Origin of the sequence: Paracoccus bogoriensis (assembly GCF_019431455.1) — a bacterium.
In the GTDB taxonomy this organism is placed as follows: Bacteria; Pseudomonadota; Alphaproteobacteria; order Rhodobacterales; family Rhodobacteraceae; genus Paracoccus; species Paracoccus bogoriensis.
In genome coordinates this window covers 1-20711 of record NZ_JAHYSR010000019.1, presented here as the reverse complement: position 1 = coordinate 20711, position 20711 = coordinate 1, and the positions used below count along the sequence as shown (strand labels likewise).

The following is a 20711-nucleotide window of genomic DNA, read 5'->3' as shown; positions in this document are numbered from 1 at the left end:
TGCTGCGGAAAGTCGGCGCCCTTCGGAGCGATACCACGATGAGAAAAGGGTAGGGAGGAAAAATGGTGGGCGACCCTGGAATCGAACCAGGCATGGGTCTCCCCGGCGGAGTTACAGTCCGCTGCCGCACCTTGCAGCACGTCGCCCGCCGAACGCTTTCGGCGTGGGGCGGTGATTAGCGGCCCGCGCCGGGGGCGTCAAGCGCATTTCCGGCGCGGGCCTCGGGGGGTTGCGCGAAATTCCCCTGCGGCGCATTCAGGCAGGGACAAAGGAGCCCGCGATGAACGACAAGACCCGCAAGAGCCGGAAACCCTCTTGGGTGATCGAGAAAGAGCGCGCCCGCCGCGCCGCCGCGGCCGAGACGGTCTGGCTGTTCGGCCTTCATGCGGTGCGCGATGCGCTGGCCAATCCCGCGCGCCAGAAGCTGCGTCTGGTGGTGACCGCCAATGCGCTGGCCCGGTTGGGCGATCTGCATGGCATGACGCCCGAGATCACCGATGCGCGGGTCTTCGACAAGGCCGTGCCGCTGGCGCCCGAAAGCGTCCATCAGGGCGCCGCGCTGGAGGTCAAGCCGCTGCATTGGGGCAGCCTGTCCGAAGTCGCGCTGCGGCAGGCGCCGGGCGAATCGCGCCCGCTGCTGGTGGCGCTGGACCGCGTGACCGACCCACACAATATCGGCGCGATCTTGCGATCGGCCGAGGTGTTCGGTGCTCGCGCCGTCATTGCCCCCGCTCGCCATTCCGCGCCCGAGACCGGCGCGTTGGCCAAGACCGCCTCGGGCGCGCTGGAACGCCAGCCCTATCTGCGCGTCCCGAATCTGGCCGAGGCCCTGGTGCAGCTGAAGAACATGGGCTTCATCCTGGTCGGCCTTGACGGGACGGGCGAGGTGCCGTTGCCCGATCTGCTGGAAACGCTGCGGGGGCGCGCGCTGTGTCTGGTGATGGGCGCCGAGGGGCCGGGTATGCGTGAATTGACCGCCAAGACCTGCGACCATATCGCCCGGATACCCTTTGCCGCTGATTTCGGATCGCTGAACGTCAGCAACGCCGCGGCCGTCGCGCTCTATGCGGCAGGACGCTGAAAGCCTGTCCCAGGGCATCACAACGCTGCGACATGGCGCACCCCTCCGTTGAGATTCGCGGATCGTCCTGCCAAATGAGCGGCAGCCACCATGACCCGAGCCACGATGCCCAAGCTGATTCCCCTTGCCCTGTCCGGCATCCTGCTGGCCAGCCCGTCCCTTGCCCAGACCTGGGCCCTGGGCGGGCATGACCCTGTCGGAACGCTTCAGGCAGGGCAGGCCGTTCCCGGACGCAGCGACATCGCGACCCTGTGGAAGGGCGAATTGTGGCATTTTTCGTCGGAAGAGAATCGCGCCCGATTCGAGGCCGATCCCTGGGCCTTTGCCCCCGCGCTGGACGGTTACTGCCCCGTTGCCCTGTCCGAAGGGCGGCGCGAGCGGGGCGATCCGCGTCATTTTGCCGTCATTGGCGGCAATCTCTACCTGTTGAGCTCTGCCTCGGCCGAGCGTCGCCTGCGCGAGGCCCCGGCCGAGATCATCGCCCGCGCCCGTGCGGCATGGGACGGAAACTGAGCTTGGCTCGATTCAATGCGGCATGGGACGGAAACTGAGCTTGGCTCGATTCAATTCACCTTTTCGTGATTTCACTGGAACATCCGGGGGGTGATGCACATTTGCATCTTAGAACATGGCCTCGGAACGGTCATGTTCGGATCACTGTCCCTCGTTCCGCACTTGCGCCCGGCCAGATTCTGGACCGGGCGCTTTTTCTGTGGCAGCGTCGGCTCAACCTTCGGATGTATGGGCAGGAGGAACCCATGGAAATGTCGATGACCGAAGACGAAGAGATTGCCCGCATCGCCCGCGAGGTCAGGGTGATCGCAATGGTCGGGTTGTCGCCCAACCAAGAGCGGCCCAGCTGGGGTGTGGCCCGGTTCCTCCAGGCGCAGGGCTACCGTGTGATCCCCGTCAATCCGGGCCATGCGGGGCGGGTGATCCTGGGTGAGACGGTCTATCCGTCGCTGTCCGCGATCCCTGCCGATGCCGGCGTGCAGATGGTGGATATCTTCCGCCGTTCCGAGGCGGTCGGTTCCATCGTGGATGAGGCGCTGGCCCATTTGCCCAGGCTGTCGGTGATCTGGACGCAGCTCGGCGTCCGCGATGACGCGGCCGCCGATCGGGCGCGTCGTGCTGGCGTGACCGTGGTGCAGGACCGCTGCCCCAAGATCGAGTTCCCGCGGCACGCCTGATCCGGACTGCCTCGGGGCGGGGCGCGCGCGATGCGTCGCCTGGCGATGCTGAACGCCGCTGCTGTTATCCGCTTGACGCCGCGGCGGCGAGCTTCTAATCATGCGCGACCACAGGGGTATAGCTCAGTTGGTAGAGCATCGGTCTCCAAAACCGAGGGTCGTGGGTTCGAGTCCCCCTGCCCCTGCCAGGTTCTTTACGGCATCGCTGGCCCTGGCGCTGTGCAATCGCCCGGCCTCGGCTTGAAAGCCGAGCCTTTCCCCGCTAGATGATGCCCAGCAAACAAGGAGCCTCAGCCGTGGCCAATCCCGTCCAGTTCATCAATCAGGTCCGCGCCGAGGCCGCCAAGATCACCTGGCCGACGCGTCGCGAGGTTGTGACGACCACAATCATGGTCTTTATCTTCGCCTCGCTGACCAGTCTGTTCTTCTTCCTTGTCGATCTGGCGATCCGCACCGGGCTGACGCAGGGTCTGCGACTGATCAGCGGCTGATGCCAGGGGTTGCATTCGCTGGGCGAGGGCGTTAATAGCCCCGCATTGTCCATCGACCGGCGTGCATCCAATCCGCGTGCGCGCCGATTTCGATTTTGACGGACATCTTTGGAATTCAGCGGGTTGGCGTCGTCCGGGCGCGATTCCCGGAACACGAACAGGGGTCGATCGAGACATGGCAAAGCGTTGGTATTCGGTCAGCGTCCTGTCGAACTTCGAGAAGAAGGTCGCAGAGGCGATTCGCCAGGCCGTCGCCGAAAAGGGTCTCGAGGATCAGATCGACGAGGTTCTTGTCCCGACCGAAGAAGTGATCGAGATCCGGCGCGGCAAGAAGGTCACGTCCGAGCGCCGATTCATGCCCGGCTATGTGCTGGTTCACATGGAGATGTCGGACCGCACCTATCACCTGGTCAATTCGATCAACCGTGTGACGGGCTTCCTTGGCGCTCATGGCAAGCCCATGCCGATGCGCGACGACGAAGTGAACGCGATGCTGAAGAGATCGGGCACGGGCGAGGCCGCGGCGCCGCGCAGCCTGATCCGCTTCGACGTGGGCGAAAAGGTCAACGTGACCGACGGCCCGTTCGAGGGCTTCTCGGGCATGGTCGAGGAGGTGGACGAGATCTCGTCGCGCGTCAAGGTGACGGTTTCGATCTTCGGCCGGCCGACGCCGGTCGAGCTGGAATTCACGCAGGTCAGCAAGATCTCGTGATTGGCTGCGGGAGGTTCGCCCCACGGGCGCGGCCGCACCGCTAAATCGGCCCCGTTCGCGGGCTTGATGATGAAGGAGTAGGCCAGATGGCCAAGAAAGTTGTGGGCAGCCTCAAGCTGCAAATCAAGGCGGGTCAGGCAAACCCGTCGCCTCCCGTCGGCCCGGCCTTGGGTCAGCGCGGCATTAACATCATGGAATTCTGCAAGGCGTTCAACGCCAAGACGCAGGATATGGAGCAGGGCTCGCCCGTTCCTGTGGTGATCACCTATTACGCCGATAAGTCGTTCACATTCGAGACGAAGACCCCCCCGGCGTCCTTCCTTCTGAAGAAGGCGGCTGGTCTGAAGCCTGTGGGCAAGCGCAACCGCGCCAAGGGCTCCGAAAAGCCGGGCCGTGCCGTCGCGGGCACTGTCACCGTCAAGCAGGTGCGTGAAATCGCCGAGATGAAGATGAAGGATCTGTCCGCGAACGACATCGAAGCGGCCATGAAGATCATTGTCGGCTCTGCCCGTTCGATCGGCATCGAGGTGAAAGGCTAAGTCATGGCAAAGATGTCCAAGAAGAAAGCCGCCGCCCGCGCCGCGTTTCAAGGCAAGGCCAACCTCAGCGTCGAAGAGGCCGTCAAGCTGGTGAAATCCACCGCCTCGGCCAGGTTTGACGAGACCGTCGAGATCGCACTGAACCTTGGCGTCGATCCGCGCCATGCCGATCAGATGGTCCGCGGCGTCGTCACGCTGCCCGCCGGCACCGGAAAGGATGTCCGCGTCGCCGTTTTCGCCCGTGGTCCCAAGGCTGACGAAGCAAAGGCCGCCGGTGCCGATATCGTCGGCGCCGAAGATCTGCTGGAAACCATCCAGTCCGGCAAGATCGAGTTCGATCGCTGCATCGCGACCCCCGACATGATGCCGCTGGTGGGCCGTCTGGGCAAGATCCTCGGGCCGCGCAACCTGATGCCGAACCCCAAGGTCGGCACGGTGACGATGGATGTGAAAGCCGCCGTCGAAGCCGCCAAGGGTGGCGAAGTCCAGTTCAAGGCCGAAAAGGCAGGCGTCGTTCACGCCGGCATCGGCAAGGTCTCGTTCGACGAGGACAAGCTGGCGCAGAACCTGCGCGCCTTTGTCGATGCGGTCCAGAAGGCCAAGCCCTCGGGTGCGAAAGGAACCTACATGAAGAAGGTTTCGATCAGCTCGACCATGGGGCCGGGCGTGTCGGTGGACATTGCGTCCGCGACCCAGGCCTGAGTCCGAAGAATTTCCTGGCCGTCCTTGCGGGTGGCCGGGGATGGCGGGGCGCCAGTCGCCCCGTCCTGTCCGAGACGGAGGGTGTGGGGAGACCCGCTTAATATCCTTCCCGAGATGGGGAAGCATTTTTCCGAAGACCGCGCTGCGGCCCTTCGGGTGATCTTGCCCTAGCGGACCCGACCTGCGGCCCCGGCCGTGGGAAAAGTGAGAGCCGGGGGGATACCCCCTACTTGGAGTGAAACCGTGGATAGAGCACAAAAAGAACAGGTGGTCGAAGAACTCGGCCAGATCTTTGAAAGCTCTGGCGTCGTGGTGGTTGCCCACTACGAAGGCATGACGGTTGCACAGATGCAGGACCTCCGCGCGCGGATGCGCGAAGCGGGTGGTTCGGTTCGCGTTGCCAAGAACAAGCTCGCCAAGATCGCCCTGAAAGGTAAGCCTTGCGCCAGCATCGCCGACTACCTGACGGGCATGACCGTGCTCACCTATTCGGAAGATCCCGTGGCTGCCGCCCGGATCGCCGACAAATACGCCAAGGACAACGACAAGTTCGTGATCCTGGGCGGTGCAATGGGTGATCAGGCTCTGGATCCGGCCGGTGTGAAAGCCGTCGCCTCGATGCCGTCGCGTGAAGAGCTTATCGCTCAGATCGTGTCCTGCATCGGTGCGCCTGCCAGCAACATCGCCGGCGCCATTGGCGCGCCTGCCTCGAACATCGCGAGCATCCTCACGACTCTGGAAGAGCGCGAGGCTGCGTAAGCAACCCCATTCCTTCGTGCGGTCGATGACCCGATGTTGGAACACTAACTGGAAAGAACGGAAAAATGGCTGATCTGAAGAAACTCGCCGAAGAAATCGTGGGCCTGACCCTGCTGGAAGCCCAGGAACTGAAGACCATCCTGAAGGATGAATATGGCATCGAGCCCGCCGCTGGCGGCGCCGTCATGGTTGCCGGCCCCGCCGCGGGCGCTGGTGAAGCGGCCGAAGAAAAGACCGAATTCGACGTCGTTCTGGTGGACGCCGGCGCCAACAAGATCAACGTGATCAAGGAAGTGCGCGGCATCACCGGTCTGGGCCTGAAAGAAGCCAAGGACCTGGTCGAAGCCGGTGGCAAGGTGAAAGAGGGCGTGTCGAAGGCCGAGGCCGAAGACTTCAAGAAAAAGCTGGAAGACGCCGGCGCCAAGGTCGAACTGAAGTAATCGGCCCTTGGCCGGTCGCTGAGATCGCATGAAATGGGCAGGGTCCGGGATTTCCCGGTCCCTGCCGAACCTGTCTTGAAGGTCGGTCTGGCGCACAGACCTCCCTTCAGGGCATGTTCGAGGTTCGGGAGCTTCGCGGTGGGACGCGCGGCACGAATGGAACCTCAACCCTGCATTCGTAGGCGCGTTCCGGGGGCCCCGACCCGGCCGCGCGAAGACGAAAGGTGACAAGACCCCATGGCGCAGTCCTATGTCGGCCAGAAGCGCATCCGGCGCTATTATGGCAATATCCGCGAAGTTCTCGAGATGCCGAACCTCATCGAGGTTCAGAAATCCTCGTATGACCTGTTCCTGAACTCGGGCGAGGGCACGGGCCACCACGACGGAGAGGGCATCCAGGGTGTCTTCCAGTCGGTCTTTCCGATCAAGGACTTCAACGAGACCGCAGTTCTGGAATTCGTGAAATACGAGCTGGAAAAGCCGAAATACGACGTGGACGAATGCCAGCAACGCGACATGACCTATGCCGCGCCGCTGAAGGTCACGCTGCGTCTGATCGTTTTCGATGTGGATGAGAATACCGGCGCCAAATCGGTCAAGGACATCAAGGAGCAGGATGTCTATATGGGCGACATGCCCCTGATGACCCAGAACGGCACCTTCATCGTGAACGGCACCGAACGGGTCGTCGTCAGCCAGATGCACCGTTCGCCCGGCGTGTTCTTCGACCATGACCGCGGCAAGACGCACAGCTCGGGCAAGTTGCTGTTCGCCTGCCGGATCATCCCCTATCGCGGCTCGTGGCTGGACTTCGAGTTCGACGCCAAGGATCTGGTCTTTGCGCGCATCGACCGCCGCCGCAAGCTTCCGGTGACGACCCTGCTCTATGCCCTGGGCATGGACCAGGAAGGCATCATGGATGCCTTCTATCAGACGGTGAACTACTCCCTGCGCCGCGCGGGGCGCGAGCAGGGCTGGGTCACGCGCTTCTTCCCCGAGCGCGTGCGCGGCACCCGTCCGGCCTTTGACCTGGTCAATGCCGATACCGGCGAGGTGATCACCAAGGCGGGCGACAAGGTGACGCCGCGTCTGGTCAAGAAGCTGCTGGATTCGGGCGAGCAGGTGAACCTGCTGCTGCCCTTCGACCGCATTGTCGGCCGCTTCATCGCCAAGGACATCGTGAACGATCAGACCGGCTTTATCTACGCCGAGGCCGGTGATGAGATCACCGCCGAATTCAACAAGGACGGCGACCTGTCGGGCGGCCTGCTGAAGGTGCTGCTGGATAACGGCATCACCGAGGTTCCGGTTCTGGACATCGACCATGTCAATGTCGGCCCCTATATCCGCAACACGATGGCGGCCGACAAGAACATGAACCGCGATGGCGCGCTGATGGACATCTATCGCGTCATGCGCCCGGGCGAGCCGCCCACCGTCGAAGCCGCGCAGGCCCTGTTCGACAGCCTGTTCTTCGATGCCGAGCGTTACGATCTGTCGGCCGTGGGTCGGGTCAAGATGAACATGCGGCTTGACCTGGATGCGCCCGATACGCAGCGCACCCTGCGCCACGAGGATATCGTGGCCTGTATCCGGGGCCTTGTGGAACTGCGTGACGGCAAGGGCGAGATCGACGATATCGACCACCTGGGCAACCGCCGGGTGCGCTCGGTCGGCGAACTGATGGAAAACCAGTATCGCGTCGGCCTGCTGCGCATGGAACGCGCCATCCGCGAGCGCATGTCGGGCGTCGAGATCGACACCGTCATGCCGCAGGACCTGATCAACGCCAAACCCGCGGCGGCCGCCGTGCGCGAATTCTTCGGTTCGAGCCAGCTGTCCCAGTTCATGGACCAGACCAACCCGCTGTCCGAGGTGACGCACAAGCGCCGCCTCTCGGCGCTTGGGCCGGGCGGTCTGACGCGCGAGCGCGCGGGCTTCGAGGTCCGCGACGTGCACCCGACCCATTACGGACGGATGTGCCCGATCGAGACGCCGGAAGGGCAGAATATCGGCCTGATCAACTCGCTGGCCACCTATGCCCGCGTGAACAAATATGGCTTCATCGAGACCCCCTACCGCAAGGTGGTCGATGGCAGGGTGACCGATGAGGTCGTCTATATGTCCGCGACCGAGGAAATGCGCCACACGGTGGCGCAGGCCAACGCGACACTGGACGCCGAAGGCCGCTTCGTGGATGAGCTGATCTCGACCCGTCAGGCGGGCGAATTCATGCTGAATCCGGTCGATGCCGTCGATCTGATCGACGTTTCGCCCAAGCAGCTTGTCTCGGTGGCCGCAGCACTGATCCCGTTCCTCGAAAACGACGATGCCAACCGTGCGCTGATGGGCTCGAACATGCAGCGTCAGGCGGTCCCGCTGCTGCGGGCCGAGGCGCCCTTTGTCGGCACCGGCATGGAGGCGATTGTCGCCCGCGACTCGGGTGCCGCGATCATGGCACGCCGCAGCGGCATCATCGACCAGGTAGACGCGCAGCGGATCGTCGTGCGCGCGACCGAGGATCTGGGCGCCGGTGACGCGGGCGTGGACATCTACCGTCTGCGGAAGTTCAAGCGATCGAACCAGTCTTCGACCATCAACCAGCGTCCGCTGGTCAAGGTGGGCGAAAAGGTCGTCAAGGGTCAGGTCATCGCGGATGGTCCCTCGACCGATCAGGGCGAGCTTGCCATCGGCCGGAACGTGGTCGTGGCCTTCATGCCGTGGAACGGCTACAACTACGAGGACTCGATCCTGATTTCCGAGCGGATCCACCGCGACGACGTGTTCACCTCGATCCATATCGACGAATACGAGGTTGCGGCCCGCGACACCAAGCTGGGGCCGGAAGAGATCACCCGCGACATCCCGAACGTGGGCGAAGAGGCGCTGCGCAATCTGGATGAGGCCGGCATCGTCTATATCGGCGCCGAGGTCGGCCCGGGCGACATCCTGGTGGGCAAGATCACCCCCAAGGGCGAAAGCCCGATGACGCCCGAGGAAAAGCTGCTGCGTGCCATCTTTGGCGAAAAGGCCAGCGATGTGCGCGACACTTCGCTGCGTCTGCCGCCGGGGGCTTATGGCACGGTCGTCGAGGTTCGCGTCTTCAACCGCCACGGCGTGGACAAGGACGAGCGCGCGCTGCAGATCGAGCGCGAGGAAGTCGAGCGTCTGGCCCGTGACCGGGACGACGAGCAGGCCATCCTGGACCGCAACATCTATGCGCGCCTCAAGTCGCTGATCCTGGGCAAGACTGCGGTGAAGGGACCGAAAGGCGTCAAGCCGAACAGCGAGATCACCGAAGAACTGCTGGGCACGCTGTCGCGCGGCCAGTGGTGGCAGCTTGCCGTCTCCGAAGAGGATGTGGCCAAGGAAGTCGAGGCGCTGAACCAGCAATACGACACCCAGAGGAAGCTGCTGGAAGCGCGCTTCGAGGACAAGGTCGAGAAGGTCCGTCAGGGCGACGACCTGCCGCCGGGTGTGATGAAGATGGTCAAGGTCTTTGTCGCCGTGAAGCGCAAGCTGCAGGCGGGCGACAAGATGGCGGGTCGTCACGGCAACAAGGGCGTCGTCTCCAAGGTCGTGCCGATCGAGGACATGCCTTTCCTGGCCGACGGCACGCCCGTCGATCTGGTGCTGAACCCTCTGGGCGTGCCCTCGCGGATGAATGTCGGGCAGATCCTTGAGACCCATATGGGGTGGGCATCGCGCGGCTTGGGAATCAAGATCGACGAGGCGCTGGAGGAATACCGGCGCAGCGGCGACATGACCCCTGTGCGCGACGCCATGCGGAACGGTTACGGCGACGAAATGTATGCCGAAACCTTCGCGGACATGGATGACGAGACGCTACGCGAGCACGCCGAAACCGTGCGGACGGGCGTTCCCATTGCCACCCCGGTCTTTGACGGGGCCAAGGAGGCGGACGTCAACGACGCGCTGATGCGGGCGGGCTTCGACACCTCGGGCCAGTCGGTGGTCTTCGACGGCCGCACGGGCGAGCAGTTCGCGCGCAAGGTGACGGTGGGGATGAAATATGTCCTCAAGCTGCACCACCTTGTCGATGACAAGATGCACGCGCGTTCGACCGGTCCCTACAGCCTGGTCACCCAGCAGCCTCTGGGCGGCAAGGCGCAGTTCGGTGGTCAGCGCTTGGGTGAGATGGAAGTCTGGGCGCTGGAAGCCTATGGCGCCGCCTACACGCTGCAAGAGATGCTGACGGTCAAGTCGGACGACGTGGCCGGCCGGACCAAGGTCTATGAATCCATCGTCAAGGGCGAGGACAATTTCGAGGCCGGCGTCCCCGAAAGCTTCAACGTGCTGGTCAAGGAGGTCCGGGGTCTGGGCCTCAACATGGAACTCCTGGATGCGGAGGAAGAGGAGTGAGGGCGCAGGCCCTCCTCCACCCCCCTCTGCCCCCTTTCAAGGATTGAAAAATGAACCAGGAACTTGCCACCAATCCGCTGAACCCGCTGGCCCAACCGCGGCAGTTCGACGAAATCAAGATCTCGCTGGCCTCGCCCGAGGAAATCCTCGCCTGGTCCTATGGCGAGGTGAAGAAGCCCGAGACCATCAACTACCGCACGTTCAAGCCCGAACGTGACGGCCTGTTCTGTGCGCGCATCTTCGGCCCGATCAAGGATTACGAATGCCTGTGCGGCAAGTACAAGCGCATGAAGTATCGCGGCCTCGTCTGCGAGAAATGCGGCGTGGAAGTCACGCTGCAAAAGGTCCGCCGCGAGCGCATGGGCCATATCGAACTGGCCGCGCCTGTCGCGCATATCTGGTTCCTCAAGTCGCTGCCCTCGCGCATCGGCCTGATGCTGGACATGACGCTGCGCGATCTCGAGCGGATCCTCTATTTCGAGAACTACGTTGTCATCGAGCCGGGTCTGACCGATCTGACCTATGGCCAGCTTCTGACCGAGGAAGAATTCCTTGACGCGCAGGACCAGTATGGCGCCGACGCCTTCCAGGCGGATATCGGCGCCGAGGCGATCCGCGCAATGCTGGCCAATATCGACCTGGCGGCCACGGCCGAGCAACTGCGCGAGGATCTCAAGGAGGCCACGGGCGAACTGAAGCCCAAGAAGATCATCAAGCGCCTGAAGATCGTCGAGTCGTTCCTCGAGTCGGGCAACCGTCCGGAATGGATGGTGCTGACGGTCATTCCGGTCATTCCGCCAGAACTGCGCCCGCTGGTCCCGCTGGATGGCGGCCGGTTTGCGACCTCGGACCTGAACGACCTCTATCGCCGGGTCATCAACCGCAACAACCGCCTCAAGCGCCTGATCGAACTGCGCGCGCCCGACATCATCGTGCGCAACGAAAAGCGGATGCTGCAGGAATCGGTCGATGCGCTGTTCGACAACGGCCGTCGCGGCCGCGTCATCACCGGCAACAACCGTCGCCCGCTGAAGTCGCTGTCGGACATGCTCAAGGGCAAGCAGGGCCGCTTCCGCCAGAACCTTCTGGGCAAGCGGGTGGACTTCTCGGGCCGTTCGGTCATCGTGACCGGCCCGGAACTGAAGCTGCATCAGTGCGGTCTGCCGAAGAAGATGGCGCTGGAGCTGTTCAAGCCGTTCATCTATTCGCGGCTTGAGGCAAAGGGTCTGTCCAGCACGGTCAAGCAGGCCAAGAAGCTGGTCGAAAAGGAACGCCCCGAGGTCTGGGACATCCTGGACGAGGTCATCCGCGAGCATCCGGTCCTGCTGAACCGGGCGCCCACGCTGCACCGTCTTGGCATCCAGGCCTTCGAGCCGATCCTGATCGAGGGCAAGGCCATCCAGCTTCACCCGCTGGTCTGTTCGGCCTTCAACGCCGATTTCGACGGCGACCAGATGGCCGTGCACGTGCCGCTGTCGCTGGAAGCGCAGCTGGAAGCGCGCGTCCTGATGATGTCCACGAACAACGTGCTGTCGCCCGCCAACGGCGCGCCGATCATCGTGCCGTCGCAGGACATGGTTCTGGGCCTCTACTACACGACGATGATGCGCGAGGGCATGAAGGGCGAGGGCATGGCCTTCGCCAATATCGACGAGGTGGAACACGCTCTTGCCGCGGGTGAGGTGCATCTGCACGCCAAGATCACCGCGCGCATCAAGCAGATCGACGAGAACGGCAACGAGGTGCTCAAGCGCTACGAGACGACGCCGGGCCGCATCCGTCTGGGTGCCCTGCTGCCGTTGAACGCCAAGGCGCCCTTCGATCTGGTCAACCGCCTGCTGCGCAAGAAGGACATCCAGAACGTCATCGACACCGTCTATCGCTATTGCGGTCAGAAGGAATCGGTCATCTTCTGCGACCAGATCATGGGTCTGGGCTTCCGCGAGGCCTTCCGCGCCGGCATCAGCTTCGGCAAGGACGACATGGTCGTGCCCGACAACAAGTGGTCGATCGTCGAGGAAGTCCAGGAGCAGGTGAAGGAATTCGAGCAGCAATATCTCGACGGTCTCATCACCCAGGGCGAGAAATACAACAAGGTCGTGGACGCCTGGTCGAAATGCAACGACCGCGTGACCGAGGCCATGATGGCGACGATCTCGGCCACCAAGAAGGACGAGAACGGCGCCGAGATGGAGCCGAACTCGGTTTACATGATGGCCCATTCCGGCGCTCGCGGTTCGGTCAACCAGATGAAGCAGTTGGGCGGGATGCGTGGTCTGATGGCCAAGCCCTCGGGCGAGATCATCGAGACGCCGATCATCTCGAACTTCAAGGAGGGTCTGACCGTTCTTGAATACTTCAACTCGACCCACGGCGCCCGCAAGGGTCTGTCGGACACGGCGCTCAAGACGGCGAACTCGGGCTATCTGACGCGGCGTCTGGTGGACGTGGCGCAGGACTGCATCATCCGCGAACATGATTGCGGCACCGACCGTGCGATCACCGCTTCGGCGGCGGTCAATGACGGCGAGGTGATCAGCCCGCTGGCCGAACGTGTTCTGGGCCGAACGGCGGCCGAGGACGTTCTGGTCCCCGGCACGGACGAGATTATCGTTCGCGCCAACGAGCTGATCGACGAACGCAAGGCCGACGCCATCGAGGCCGCGGGCGTGCAGAGCGTGCGCATCCGTTCGGCCCTGACCTGCGAATCCGAGGACGGGATCTGCGCGCTCTGCTATGGCCGCGACCTGGCCCGCGGCACGCTGGTCAATATCGGCGAGGCTGTCGGCATCATCGCCGCCCAGTCCATCGGCGAGCCTGGCACCCAGCTCACGATGCGGACCTTCCACATCGGCGGCATTGCGCAGGGCGGCCAGCAATCCTTCCAGAGCGCCTCGCACGAAGGCACCGTTGCCTTCCGCAACGAGAACGTTCTGACCAACGCCAATGGCGAACAGATCGTGATGTCGCGCAACATGCAGTTGCGGATCCTTGACGAGCAGGGGCAAGAGCGCGCCAGTCACAAGCTGTTCTACGGCTCGAAGCTGTTCGTGAAGGAAGGCGACAAGGTCACGCGCGGGCTCAAGCTGTTCGAATGGGATCCCTATACCCTGCCGATCATCGCCGAAAAGGCCGGGATCGCGCGCTTCGTGGATCTGCTGTCGGGTCTGTCGGTCCGCGATGAGACCGACGAAGCCACGGGCATGACCCAGAAGATCGTGACCGACTGGCGTTCCGCGCCGCGCGGCAGCGACCTGAAGCCCGAAATCATCATCATGGATGAAAACGGCGAGCCGGTCCGCAACGACCAGGGCAACCCGGTCAGCTATCCGATGTCGGTCGATGCGATCCTTTCCGTCGATGATGGGCAGGAAATCAGGGCGGGCGACGTTGTCGCGCGGATCCCGCGCGAGGGCGCACGGACCAAGGACATCACCGGGGGTCTGCCCCGCGTGGCGGAATTGTTCGAGGCTCGTCGGCCCAAGGACCACGCCATCATCGCCGAGGTCGATGGCTATGTGCGCTTCGGCAAGGATTACAAGAACAAGCGCCGCATCACCATCGAACCGACCGAGGAAGGTGTCGAGCCGGTCGAATACATGGTGCCCAAGGGCAAGCACATCCCGGTGCAGGAAGGCGACTTCGTGCAGAAGGGCGACTACATCATGGACGGCAACCCGGCGCCGCATGACATCCTGCGCATCATGGGGATCGAGGCCCTGGCCGATTATCTCATCGACGAGGTGCAGGACGTTTACCGACTGCAAGGCGTGAAGATCAACGACAAGCATATCGAGGTGATCGTTCGCCAGATGCTGCAGAAGATCGAAATCCTCGACAGCGGCGACACCACGCTGCTGAAGGGCGAGCATGTCGAGCGTGACGAGTTCGCCGAGGAGAATGCCAAGGTCGAGGCCCGCGGCGGGCGTCCTGCCCAGGGCGAACCGGTCCTGCTGGGCATCACCAAGGCGTCGCTGCAGACGCGCAGCTTCATCTCGGCGGCGTCCTTCCAGGAGACGACGCGCGTGCTGACCGAGGCTGCCGTCCAGGGCAAGCGCGACAAGCTGGTGGGCCTGAAGGAGAATGTGATCGTGGGTCGCCTGATCCCGGCGGGCACAGGCGGCGCGACCAACCGTGTGCGCCGGATCGCTGCGGAGCGCGATGCCAAGGTGATCGAGGCGCGCCGCGCCGAGGCCGAGGCCGCGGCGGCTCTGGCGGCCCCGGCCGAGACCGGGTTTGGCAGCGACAGCGAAGCCTGATCGCGTCAGGATATGCCAAAAGGCCCGGCCCCGCGCCGGGCCTTTTTCGCTGACCCCCGTCGCGCGCCGGCCGGGCGGAAAGGGGCTCGTTATCGTTGCGGCGGTCCCGTCTTGACCCTCGGGCCGCGCTGACAATACTCGCCACCACAAGGGCGGAGGAGTCATGCGCATTCAGGTTCTGGGGCTCTGCCGCTTCTCGATGCTGGCGTCTGGCGATTTCCAGACGACGGGCACCGATCTCGCCGCGAACCGGCGCATCCTCTACGACGACCACCGCATGTCGCGCCGGATGACCTGGTTCGAGAACCTGTGCCTTCCTCCTCTGATCTGGCAGCAGGACCAGAACTTCACCCTGGTCGTGGCGACCGGCCTTGATCTGCCAGAGCCGTGGATCGGCCGCCTGCGCGCCATTGCCGAAGCCGTCCCGCAGATCCGGCTGGAGCAATTGTCCCCGGACCGTCAGGCCGCCATGTGCCGCGAAGCCCTGTCGCGCCATACCGATCTGTCGGCCGATGTGGTGGCGCAGTTCCGGATGGACGACGACGATGCGGTCGCCCTGGACTATGTTCGCCGCGTGCGCGCCGATTTCCGGCTGGTCGAGCGATTGCTGAACCCGCATCATCCTGTCGTGGTAAACTACACCAACGGTCTGGTGGCCGAATGGCGGCATGGCGGGCTGCGCCTGCACCGCGAGATGGCCCCGAACTGGGGGCTGGCGCAGAGCTTCTATTTCACCGGCGGCACGGTCCGGTCCGCGATGAACTACCGGCACGACAAGGTCTGGGCCAAGGTCGCAACCCTGTCCATGCCGGACCGCCCCATGTGGATCAGGGGACATCACGACGTCAATGACAGCGGCGGGCATCTGATCGGTCGCAACCGGCTCAAGGCCGAGGATGCCGAGATCGACGACATCCTTGGCCGTCGTTTCGGGCTGGACCGCGCGGCGCTGGCTGCCGCGCTTGGCGAGGGCTCCAAGGCGGCCGCAGCGCAGGGGCAGGGCAGGAATGGCTAAGGCCCTCATCTCGCCCCTGCGCCGCGTGCGGCCCGCCTCGATCCGCCCCGAGCCGTTGAAGCCCGGAGACAATCTGCGCGGGGCCACGCTGATGTGCGCCTCGATGGTGGCGTTCACCTGCAATGACGCGGTGGTCAAGCTCGTGTCGCAAGACCTGCCGCTCTATCAGGTGATCGCGCTGCGCGGGATGGTCGTGATGGCGCTGATCGCGCTGCTCGCGCAGCGCCAGGGCGGGCTGCGGCTGCGGATCGACCGCACGGCCCGCCGCCCGATGGGCCTGCGCCTGCTGGGCGAACTGGGCTCGACCGTGCTGTTCCTGAACGCCTTGCAGCACATGGCGATCGGGGACCTGACCGCGATCATGCAGGCCCTGCCTCTGGCGGTCATGCTGGGGGCGGCGCTGTTCTTCGGCGAAAGCCTCGGCTGGCGCAGATTGACGGCGGTGCTGGTTGGCATGGCGGGGGTGCTGCTGATCCTGCGGCCCGGCACCGGGGCCTTTGGCATCTGGTCGCTGGTCGCGCTGGGGGCGATGCTGCTGGTCGCCTTGCGCGATCTGGTGACGCGCAACTTCGGCGCGCAGGTCGGCTCGGCGACGATCGCCTTCTACGCCGCCGCCGCCGTCACGGCGATGGGTCTCGTGCTCAGCCTGTTCCAGGGATGGCAGGCGCCGAGCCTGCGCCAGCTTGCACTGCTGGGCCTGTCCGGGCTGTTCCTGTCGGTCGGCTATGTCACGGCGGTCGCTGCGATGCGGGTGGGCGAGATCTCGGCCGTGGCGCCCTTTCGCTATACCTCGCTGCTGGCGGCGATCATCCTGGGGCTGCTGGTCTTTGGTGAATGGCCGGATGCCTGGACCTGGGCCGGTTCGGCGCTTGTTGTGGGCGCGGGGATCTACACGATCTGGCGCGAAGGCAGATTGGGGCGACGCGCATGAAGGTGCAGATGCTGGGCCTGTGCCGTTTTTCCTATGTGGGTCTGCGCGGCTATCAGGTCGAACATTCCAGTTACGATGAAAGGCGGGCCTATCTCTACGATTCCGCCCGGCTGGAGCGGCGCTGGCATTGGTTCACCCGGCTGGCCCTGCCGGGTTGGCGCGCGCAGACGGACCCGGATTTCACGCTGGTCGTGATGACCGGACCGGATCTGCCCGAGCCCTATCTGTCGCGTCTGCGCGATCTGTGCCAACAGATTCCGCAGCTGCGGCTGGAACTCGTCCCCCCGATGGAACGACATCTGGCGGCCTGCCATGCGGCGATTGCGCCCCATATCGACCCTTCGGCCGAGGTGATCGGGCATTTCCGGCATGACGACGACGACGCCGTTGCGCTGGATTACGTCGCCCGCACGCGCGAGGATTTCGCGCTTGTCCAGGGCCTCTGGCAGGCCGAAGGCAGATTGTCGCTGGATTACGGGCGCGGCCTGATGCTGAAGGTCGAGGCCGGGCAGATCAGCGTGACACCGCGTCTGTGCCACAATATGGGGGTGGCGTTGACGATCTTCCTGCGCCCCGACGCGCCCGAAACTGCGCTGCATTACGACCATTCCAGGCTGGCGCAATGGATGCCGGGGGTCCAGATCAACCGGCCTTTGATGTTCATCCGTTCGATCCATTGTGACAGCGATAGCGGCTCGATGGGCCCGGGCCTTCCCTGGAACCTGCCAGAGGATCAGCAAGGGCGCCAGTTGCGCCAACGCTTCGGCTTGCGGCGTTCGGATCTCAGGCAAATGGCGCGCGATCTGCGCTAGCTTGGCGGGGCAGGGCGCGCGGTTGACACTCTGCACGATTCCCAATATAGCGCCGCTACCCGGAAGGCGACTGTCCGGGTGCCAGAACCAAATGCGGTCACGATCCGGGCCCTGCAAAGCCCCGATCCTCTGGAATGATGCCCGTCAGCCCTTCATGGGCCGGACGGGTTTGGCATTTTGCGATTCGCGCAGGATGCGGTCGAGAAGTGGCGCAACCGGCTGGTTGCGAGTATTGACAGAGCAAGACGGGGAACCGAATGCCGACGATCCAACAGCTGATCCGCAAACCGCGGCAGCCGAAAGTGCAGCGCTCGAAGTCGCAGCACCTTCAGGGCTGCCCGCAGAAGCGCGGCGTCTGCACGCGCGTCTACACCACGACGCCGAAGAAACCGAACTCCGCCATGCGGAAGGTGGCCAAGGTCCGCCTGACGAATGGCTTCGAGGTCATCTCCTACATCCCGGGCGAGAAGCACAACCTGCAGGAACACAGCGTCGTGCTGATCCGTGGCGGCCGGGTGAAAGACCTTCCGGGTGTGCGTTACCACATCCTGCGTGGTGTGCTGGATACACAGGGCGTCAAGGATCGTCGTCAGCGTCGTTCCAAATACGGCGCCAAGCGTCCGAAGTAAGGAGAGGCATCAATGTCCCGTCGTCACGCCGCTGAAAAGCGCGAAGTTCTGCCCGACGCCAAGTTTGGCGATCGCGTGCTGACCAAATTCATGAACAACCTGATGGTTGACGGCAAGAAATCGGTTGCCGAACGGATCGTCTATAACGCGCTGGACCGCGTTCAGGCCCGTCTCAAGCGCGAGCCGATCGAGGTCTTCCACGAAGCCCTGGACAACGTGAAGCCCTCGGTCGAGGTGCGTTCGCGCCGGGTCGGCGGTGCCACCTACCAGGTTCCCGTCGAAGTGCGCCCGACCCGTCGCGAGGCATTGGCGATCCGCTGGCTGATCGCCGCCGCGGCCAAGCGCAACGAGAACACGATGGAAGAGCGCCTTGCCGGCGAACTGGCCGATGCCGTCAACGGCCGCGGCACTGCCGTGAAGAAGCGCGAAGACACGCACAAGATGGCCGACGCCAACAAGGCGTTCAGCCACTATCGCTGGTAAGGCAAGAGGATTCAGACCATGGCACGCGAATATCCGCTGCAGCGTTACCGCAACTTCGGCATCATGGCCCATATTGATGCCGGGAAAACGACGACGACCGAGCGTATCCTCTATTACACCGGCAAGTCGCACAAGATCGGCGAAGTGCATGACGGCGCCGCGACCATGGACTGGATGGAGCAAGAGCAGGAGCGCGGCATCACGATCACGTCTGCCGCGACCACCACGTTCTGGCAGCGCCAGGAAGATCCGACCACCGAAGGGACGTCGGATGCCAAGTTCCGGTTCAACATCATCGACACGCCCGGTCACGTGGACTTCACCATCGAGGTCGAGCGTTCGCTGGCCGTTCTGGACGGCGCGATCTGCCTGCTGGACGCCAATGCGGGCGTCGAGCCCCAGACCGAAACCGTGTGGCGTCAGGCCGATCGTTACAAGGTTCCGCGGATCGTCTTCGTCAACAAGATGGACAAGATCGGCGCAGATTTCTTCAACTGCGTCAAGATGATCAAGGATCGCACCGGCGGCACTCCCTGCCCGATCGCACTCCCGATCGGCGCCGAAGACAAGCTGGAAGGCATCGTCGATCTGATCAAGATGGAAGAATGGGTCTGGAAGGGCGAGGATCTCGGCGCAAGCTGGATTCGTCAGCCCATCCGCGACGAGCTGAAGGATCTGGCCGACGAATGGCGCTCGAAACTGATCGAGCTGGCCGTCGAACAGGACGATGCTGCGATGGAAGCCTATCTTGAGGGCAACGAGCCCGACGAGGAAACCCTGCGCAGCCTTGTCCGCAAAGGCACGCTGTCGCTGTCGTTCTTCCCCGTCACCGCCGGTTCCGCGTTCAAGAACAAGGGTGTGCAGCCGCTGTTGAACTCGGTCATCGACTTCCTGCCCTCGCCGCTGGATGTGCCTGCCTACATGGGCTTTGCGCCGGGTGACGAGACCGAGACCCGCAATATCGAGCGTCGCGCCGATGACGCGCAGCCCTTCTCGGCGCTGGCGTTCAAGATCATGAACGACCCCTTCGTTGGCTCGCTGACCTTCACGCGCATCTATTCGGGCGTGCTGAAAAAGGGCGATCAGATGCTGAACTCGACCAAGGGCAAGCGCGAACGCGTCGGCCGGATGATGATGATGCATTCCAACAACCGCGAAGAGATCGACGAAGCCTTCGCGGGCGACATCATCGCGCTGGCGGGTCTGAAAGAGACGACGACCGGCGACACGCTTTGCGATCCGTCGAACCCGGTCGTTCTGGAAACGATGACCTTCCCCGAGCCGGTCATCGAGATCGCCGTAGAGCCGAAGTCGAAAGCCGACCAGGAGAAGATGGGCCTGGCTCTTGCGCGTCTGGCTGCCGAAGACCCCTCGTTCCGCGTCGAGACCGATCTTGAATCGGGGCAGACGATCATGAAGGGTATGGGTGAACTTCACCTGGACATTCTCGTTGACCGGATGCGGCGTGAATTCAAGGTCGAGGCGAATATCGGCGCCCCGCAGGTGGCCTATCGCGAGACCATCAGCCAGCCGGCCGAGATCGATTATACGCACAAGAAACAGACCGGCGGGACCGGCCAGTTCGCGCGCGTGAAGCTGGAGATCACCCCGACCGAGCCGGGCGAGGGCTATTCGTTCGAGTCCAGGATCGTGGGCGGTGCGGTGCCGAAGGAATACATCCCCGGCGTCGAAAAGGGCATCAAGTCGGTCATGGATTCGGGTCCGCTGGCAGGCTTCCCGGTGATCGACTTCAAGGTTGCGCTGGTGGACGGCGCCTACCACGATGTCGACTCGTCGGTCCTGGCCTTCGAGATCGCCGCGCGTGCGGCCATGCGTGAAGGCCTGCGCAAGGCCGGCGCCAAACTGCTCGAACCGATCATGAAGGTCGAGGTGGTCACGCCCGAGGAATATACGGGCTCGATCATCGGCGATCTGACCAGCCGTCGCGGCATGGTCCGGGGACAGGACACCCGCGGCAATGCGAACGTCATCGACGCTTTCGTGCCGCTGGCCAACATGTTCGGCTACATCAACACATTGCGGTCGATGTCTTCGGGTCGCGCGGTGTTCACCATGCTGTTCGACCATTACGAGGCCGTGCCGCAGAACATCTCGGACGAGATCCAGAAGAAATACGCCTGATCTTGACCTTGCAGCGGGGCCTCGGCCCCGCTAACCCACACGCATTGACGAACAAGGAGCCATTCCATGGCAAAGGCAAAGTTTGAACGGACGAAACCGCACGTCAACATTGGCACGATCGGTCACGTTGACCACGGCAAGAC

The 20711-nt window shown here is 63.6% G+C and carries 17 protein-coding genes and 2 tRNA genes; 18 read left to right on the top strand and 1 reads right to left on the bottom strand.

From position 1 onward, the window contains the following. Positions 1-63: 63 nt before the first annotated feature. Positions 64-147, bottom strand: a tRNA-Tyr gene (locus KY389_RS10375). Positions 148-280: 133 nt separating this feature from the next. Here KY389_RS10375 and rlmB point away from each other — a divergent pair. The 18 genes from rlmB to fusA all read left to right on the top strand — a co-directional run bounded on the left by rlmB (position 281) and on the right by fusA (position 20568). Continuing rightward, positions 281-1081, top strand: a complete 801-nt coding sequence (gene rlmB / locus KY389_RS10370) for a 23S rRNA (guanosine(2251)-2'-O)-methyltransferase RlmB (protein WP_219830865.1) — start codon at positions 281-283, stop codon at positions 1079-1081. A 90-nt stretch (positions 1082-1171) separates the two neighbouring features. Continuing rightward, on the top strand, positions 1172-1594 hold the full coding sequence (locus KY389_RS10365; RefSeq protein ID WP_246588068.1) for a YHS domain-containing (seleno)protein: 423 nt from the start codon (positions 1172-1174) through the stop codon (positions 1592-1594). A gap of 251 nt (positions 1595-1845) precedes the next feature. Beyond that, positions 1846-2271, top strand: coding sequence for a CoA-binding protein (locus tag KY389_RS10360; protein WP_425517179.1), 426 nt, complete (start codon positions 1846-1848; stop codon positions 2269-2271). 112 nt (positions 2272-2383) lie between these two features. After that, positions 2384-2459 (top strand) — tRNA-Trp (locus KY389_RS10355). A gap of 78 nt (positions 2460-2537) precedes the next feature. Then, positions 2538-2762, top strand: coding sequence for a preprotein translocase subunit SecE (gene secE, locus KY389_RS10350; RefSeq protein WP_425517178.1), 225 nt, complete (start codon positions 2538-2540; stop codon positions 2760-2762). 175 nt (positions 2763-2937) lie between these two features. Continuing rightward, the gene (nusG, locus tag KY389_RS10345) at positions 2938-3474 is read left to right on the top strand and encodes a transcription termination/antitermination protein NusG (RefSeq protein WP_219830862.1); all 537 of its coding nucleotides are present in this window, start codon (positions 2938-2940) and stop codon (positions 3472-3474) included. A gap of 86 nt (positions 3475-3560) precedes the next feature. Then, positions 3561-4013 (top strand): 50S ribosomal protein L11, encoded by a 453-nt coding sequence (gene rplK, locus KY389_RS10340; RefSeq protein WP_219830861.1) that lies wholly within the window; start codon positions 3561-3563, stop codon positions 4011-4013. Between the two features lie 3 nt (positions 4014-4016). Next, a complete protein-coding gene (gene rplA, locus KY389_RS10335) occupies positions 4017-4715 on the top strand; it encodes a 50S ribosomal protein L1 (protein WP_219830860.1) in 699 nt (232 codons plus the stop codon). A gap of 243 nt (positions 4716-4958) precedes the next feature. Next, entirely contained in the window at positions 4959-5474 is a 516-nt protein-coding gene (rplJ, locus tag KY389_RS10330; protein ID WP_219830859.1) for a 50S ribosomal protein L10, read from the top strand. 65 nt (positions 5475-5539) lie between these two features. After that, complete coding sequence (gene rplL / locus KY389_RS10325; protein ID WP_219830858.1) at positions 5540-5914, top strand: 50S ribosomal protein L7/L12; 375 nt, start codon at positions 5540-5542, stop codon at positions 5912-5914. 237 nt (positions 5915-6151) lie between these two features. Next, complete coding sequence (rpoB, locus tag KY389_RS10320) at positions 6152-10297, top strand: DNA-directed RNA polymerase subunit beta (protein WP_219830857.1); 4146 nt, start codon at positions 6152-6154, stop codon at positions 10295-10297. A gap of 50 nt (positions 10298-10347) precedes the next feature. Next, entirely contained in the window at positions 10348-14556 is a 4209-nt protein-coding gene (rpoC, locus tag KY389_RS10315; RefSeq protein WP_219830856.1) for a DNA-directed RNA polymerase subunit beta', read from the top strand. Positions 14557-14719: 163 nt separating this feature from the next. Beyond that, positions 14720-15571, top strand: a complete 852-nt coding sequence (locus KY389_RS10310; protein ID WP_219830855.1) for a glycosyltransferase — start codon at positions 14720-14722, stop codon at positions 15569-15571. Beyond that, positions 15564-16502: a DMT family transporter gene (locus KY389_RS10305; RefSeq protein ID WP_219830854.1), complete on the top strand. Its 939-nt coding sequence runs from the start codon at positions 15564-15566 to the stop codon at positions 16500-16502. Before KY389_RS10310 ends, KY389_RS10305 begins: the two co-directional genes overlap by 8 nt. Then, a complete protein-coding gene (locus KY389_RS10300) occupies positions 16499-17314 on the top strand; it encodes a glycosyltransferase (RefSeq protein ID WP_219830853.1) in 816 nt (271 codons plus the stop codon). The genes KY389_RS10305 and KY389_RS10300 overlap by 4 nt, the downstream gene beginning before the upstream one ends. A gap of 257 nt (positions 17315-17571) precedes the next feature. Next, on the top strand, positions 17572-17943 hold the full coding sequence (gene rpsL / locus KY389_RS10295) for a 30S ribosomal protein S12 (protein ID WP_022705687.1): 372 nt from the start codon (positions 17572-17574) through the stop codon (positions 17941-17943). A 12-nt stretch (positions 17944-17955) separates the two neighbouring features. Beyond that, positions 17956-18426: a 30S ribosomal protein S7 gene (gene rpsG, locus KY389_RS10290; RefSeq protein ID WP_219830852.1), complete on the top strand. Its 471-nt coding sequence runs from the start codon at positions 17956-17958 to the stop codon at positions 18424-18426. A gap of 18 nt (positions 18427-18444) precedes the next feature. Next, positions 18445-20568, top strand: a complete 2124-nt coding sequence (fusA, locus tag KY389_RS10285) for an elongation factor G (RefSeq protein ID WP_219830851.1) — start codon at positions 18445-18447, stop codon at positions 20566-20568. Positions 20569-20711: the final 143 nt, after the last annotated feature.

Bases quoted from the DNA above. Each gene is read 5' to 3' on its own strand.
- KY389_RS10365 (WP_246588068.1), top strand. From the start codon at position 1,172: ATGACCCGAGCCACGATGCCCAAGCTGATTCCCCTTGCCCTGTCCGGC.
- rpsL (WP_022705687.1), top strand. From the start codon at position 17,572: ATGCCGACGATCCAACAGCTGATCCGCAAACCGCGGCAGCCGAAAGTG.
- rplK (WP_219830861.1), top strand. From the start codon at position 3,561: ATGGCCAAGAAAGTTGTGGGCAGCCTCAAGCTGCAAATCAAGGCGGGT.
- rpoC (WP_219830856.1), top strand. From the start codon at position 10,348: ATGAACCAGGAACTTGCCACCAATCCGCTGAACCCGCTGGCCCAACCG.
- KY389_RS10305 (WP_219830854.1), top strand. From the start codon at position 15,564: ATGGCTAAGGCCCTCATCTCGCCCCTGCGCCGCGTGCGGCCCGCCTCG.
- rpoB (WP_219830857.1), top strand. From the start codon at position 6,152: ATGGCGCAGTCCTATGTCGGCCAGAAGCGCATCCGGCGCTATTATGGC.
- KY389_RS10300 (WP_219830853.1), top strand. From the start codon at position 16,499: ATGAAGGTGCAGATGCTGGGCCTGTGCCGTTTTTCCTATGTGGGTCTG.
- rplL (WP_219830858.1), top strand. From the start codon at position 5,540: ATGGCTGATCTGAAGAAACTCGCCGAAGAAATCGTGGGCCTGACCCTG.
- nusG (WP_219830862.1), top strand. From the start codon at position 2,938: ATGGCAAAGCGTTGGTATTCGGTCAGCGTCCTGTCGAACTTCGAGAAG.
- rpsG (WP_219830852.1), top strand. From the start codon at position 17,956: ATGTCCCGTCGTCACGCCGCTGAAAAGCGCGAAGTTCTGCCCGACGCC.
- rlmB (WP_219830865.1), top strand. From the start codon at position 281: ATGAACGACAAGACCCGCAAGAGCCGGAAACCCTCTTGGGTGATCGAG.
- fusA (WP_219830851.1), top strand. From the start codon at position 18,445: ATGGCACGCGAATATCCGCTGCAGCGTTACCGCAACTTCGGCATCATG.
- KY389_RS10360 (WP_425517179.1), top strand. From the start codon at position 1,846: ATGTCGATGACCGAAGACGAAGAGATTGCCCGCATCGCCCGCGAGGTC.
- rplA (WP_219830860.1), top strand. From the start codon at position 4,017: ATGGCAAAGATGTCCAAGAAGAAAGCCGCCGCCCGCGCCGCGTTTCAA.
- secE (WP_425517178.1), top strand. From the start codon at position 2,538: ATGATGCCCAGCAAACAAGGAGCCTCAGCCGTGGCCAATCCCGTCCAG.
- KY389_RS10310 (WP_219830855.1), top strand. From the start codon at position 14,720: ATGCGCATTCAGGTTCTGGGGCTCTGCCGCTTCTCGATGCTGGCGTCT.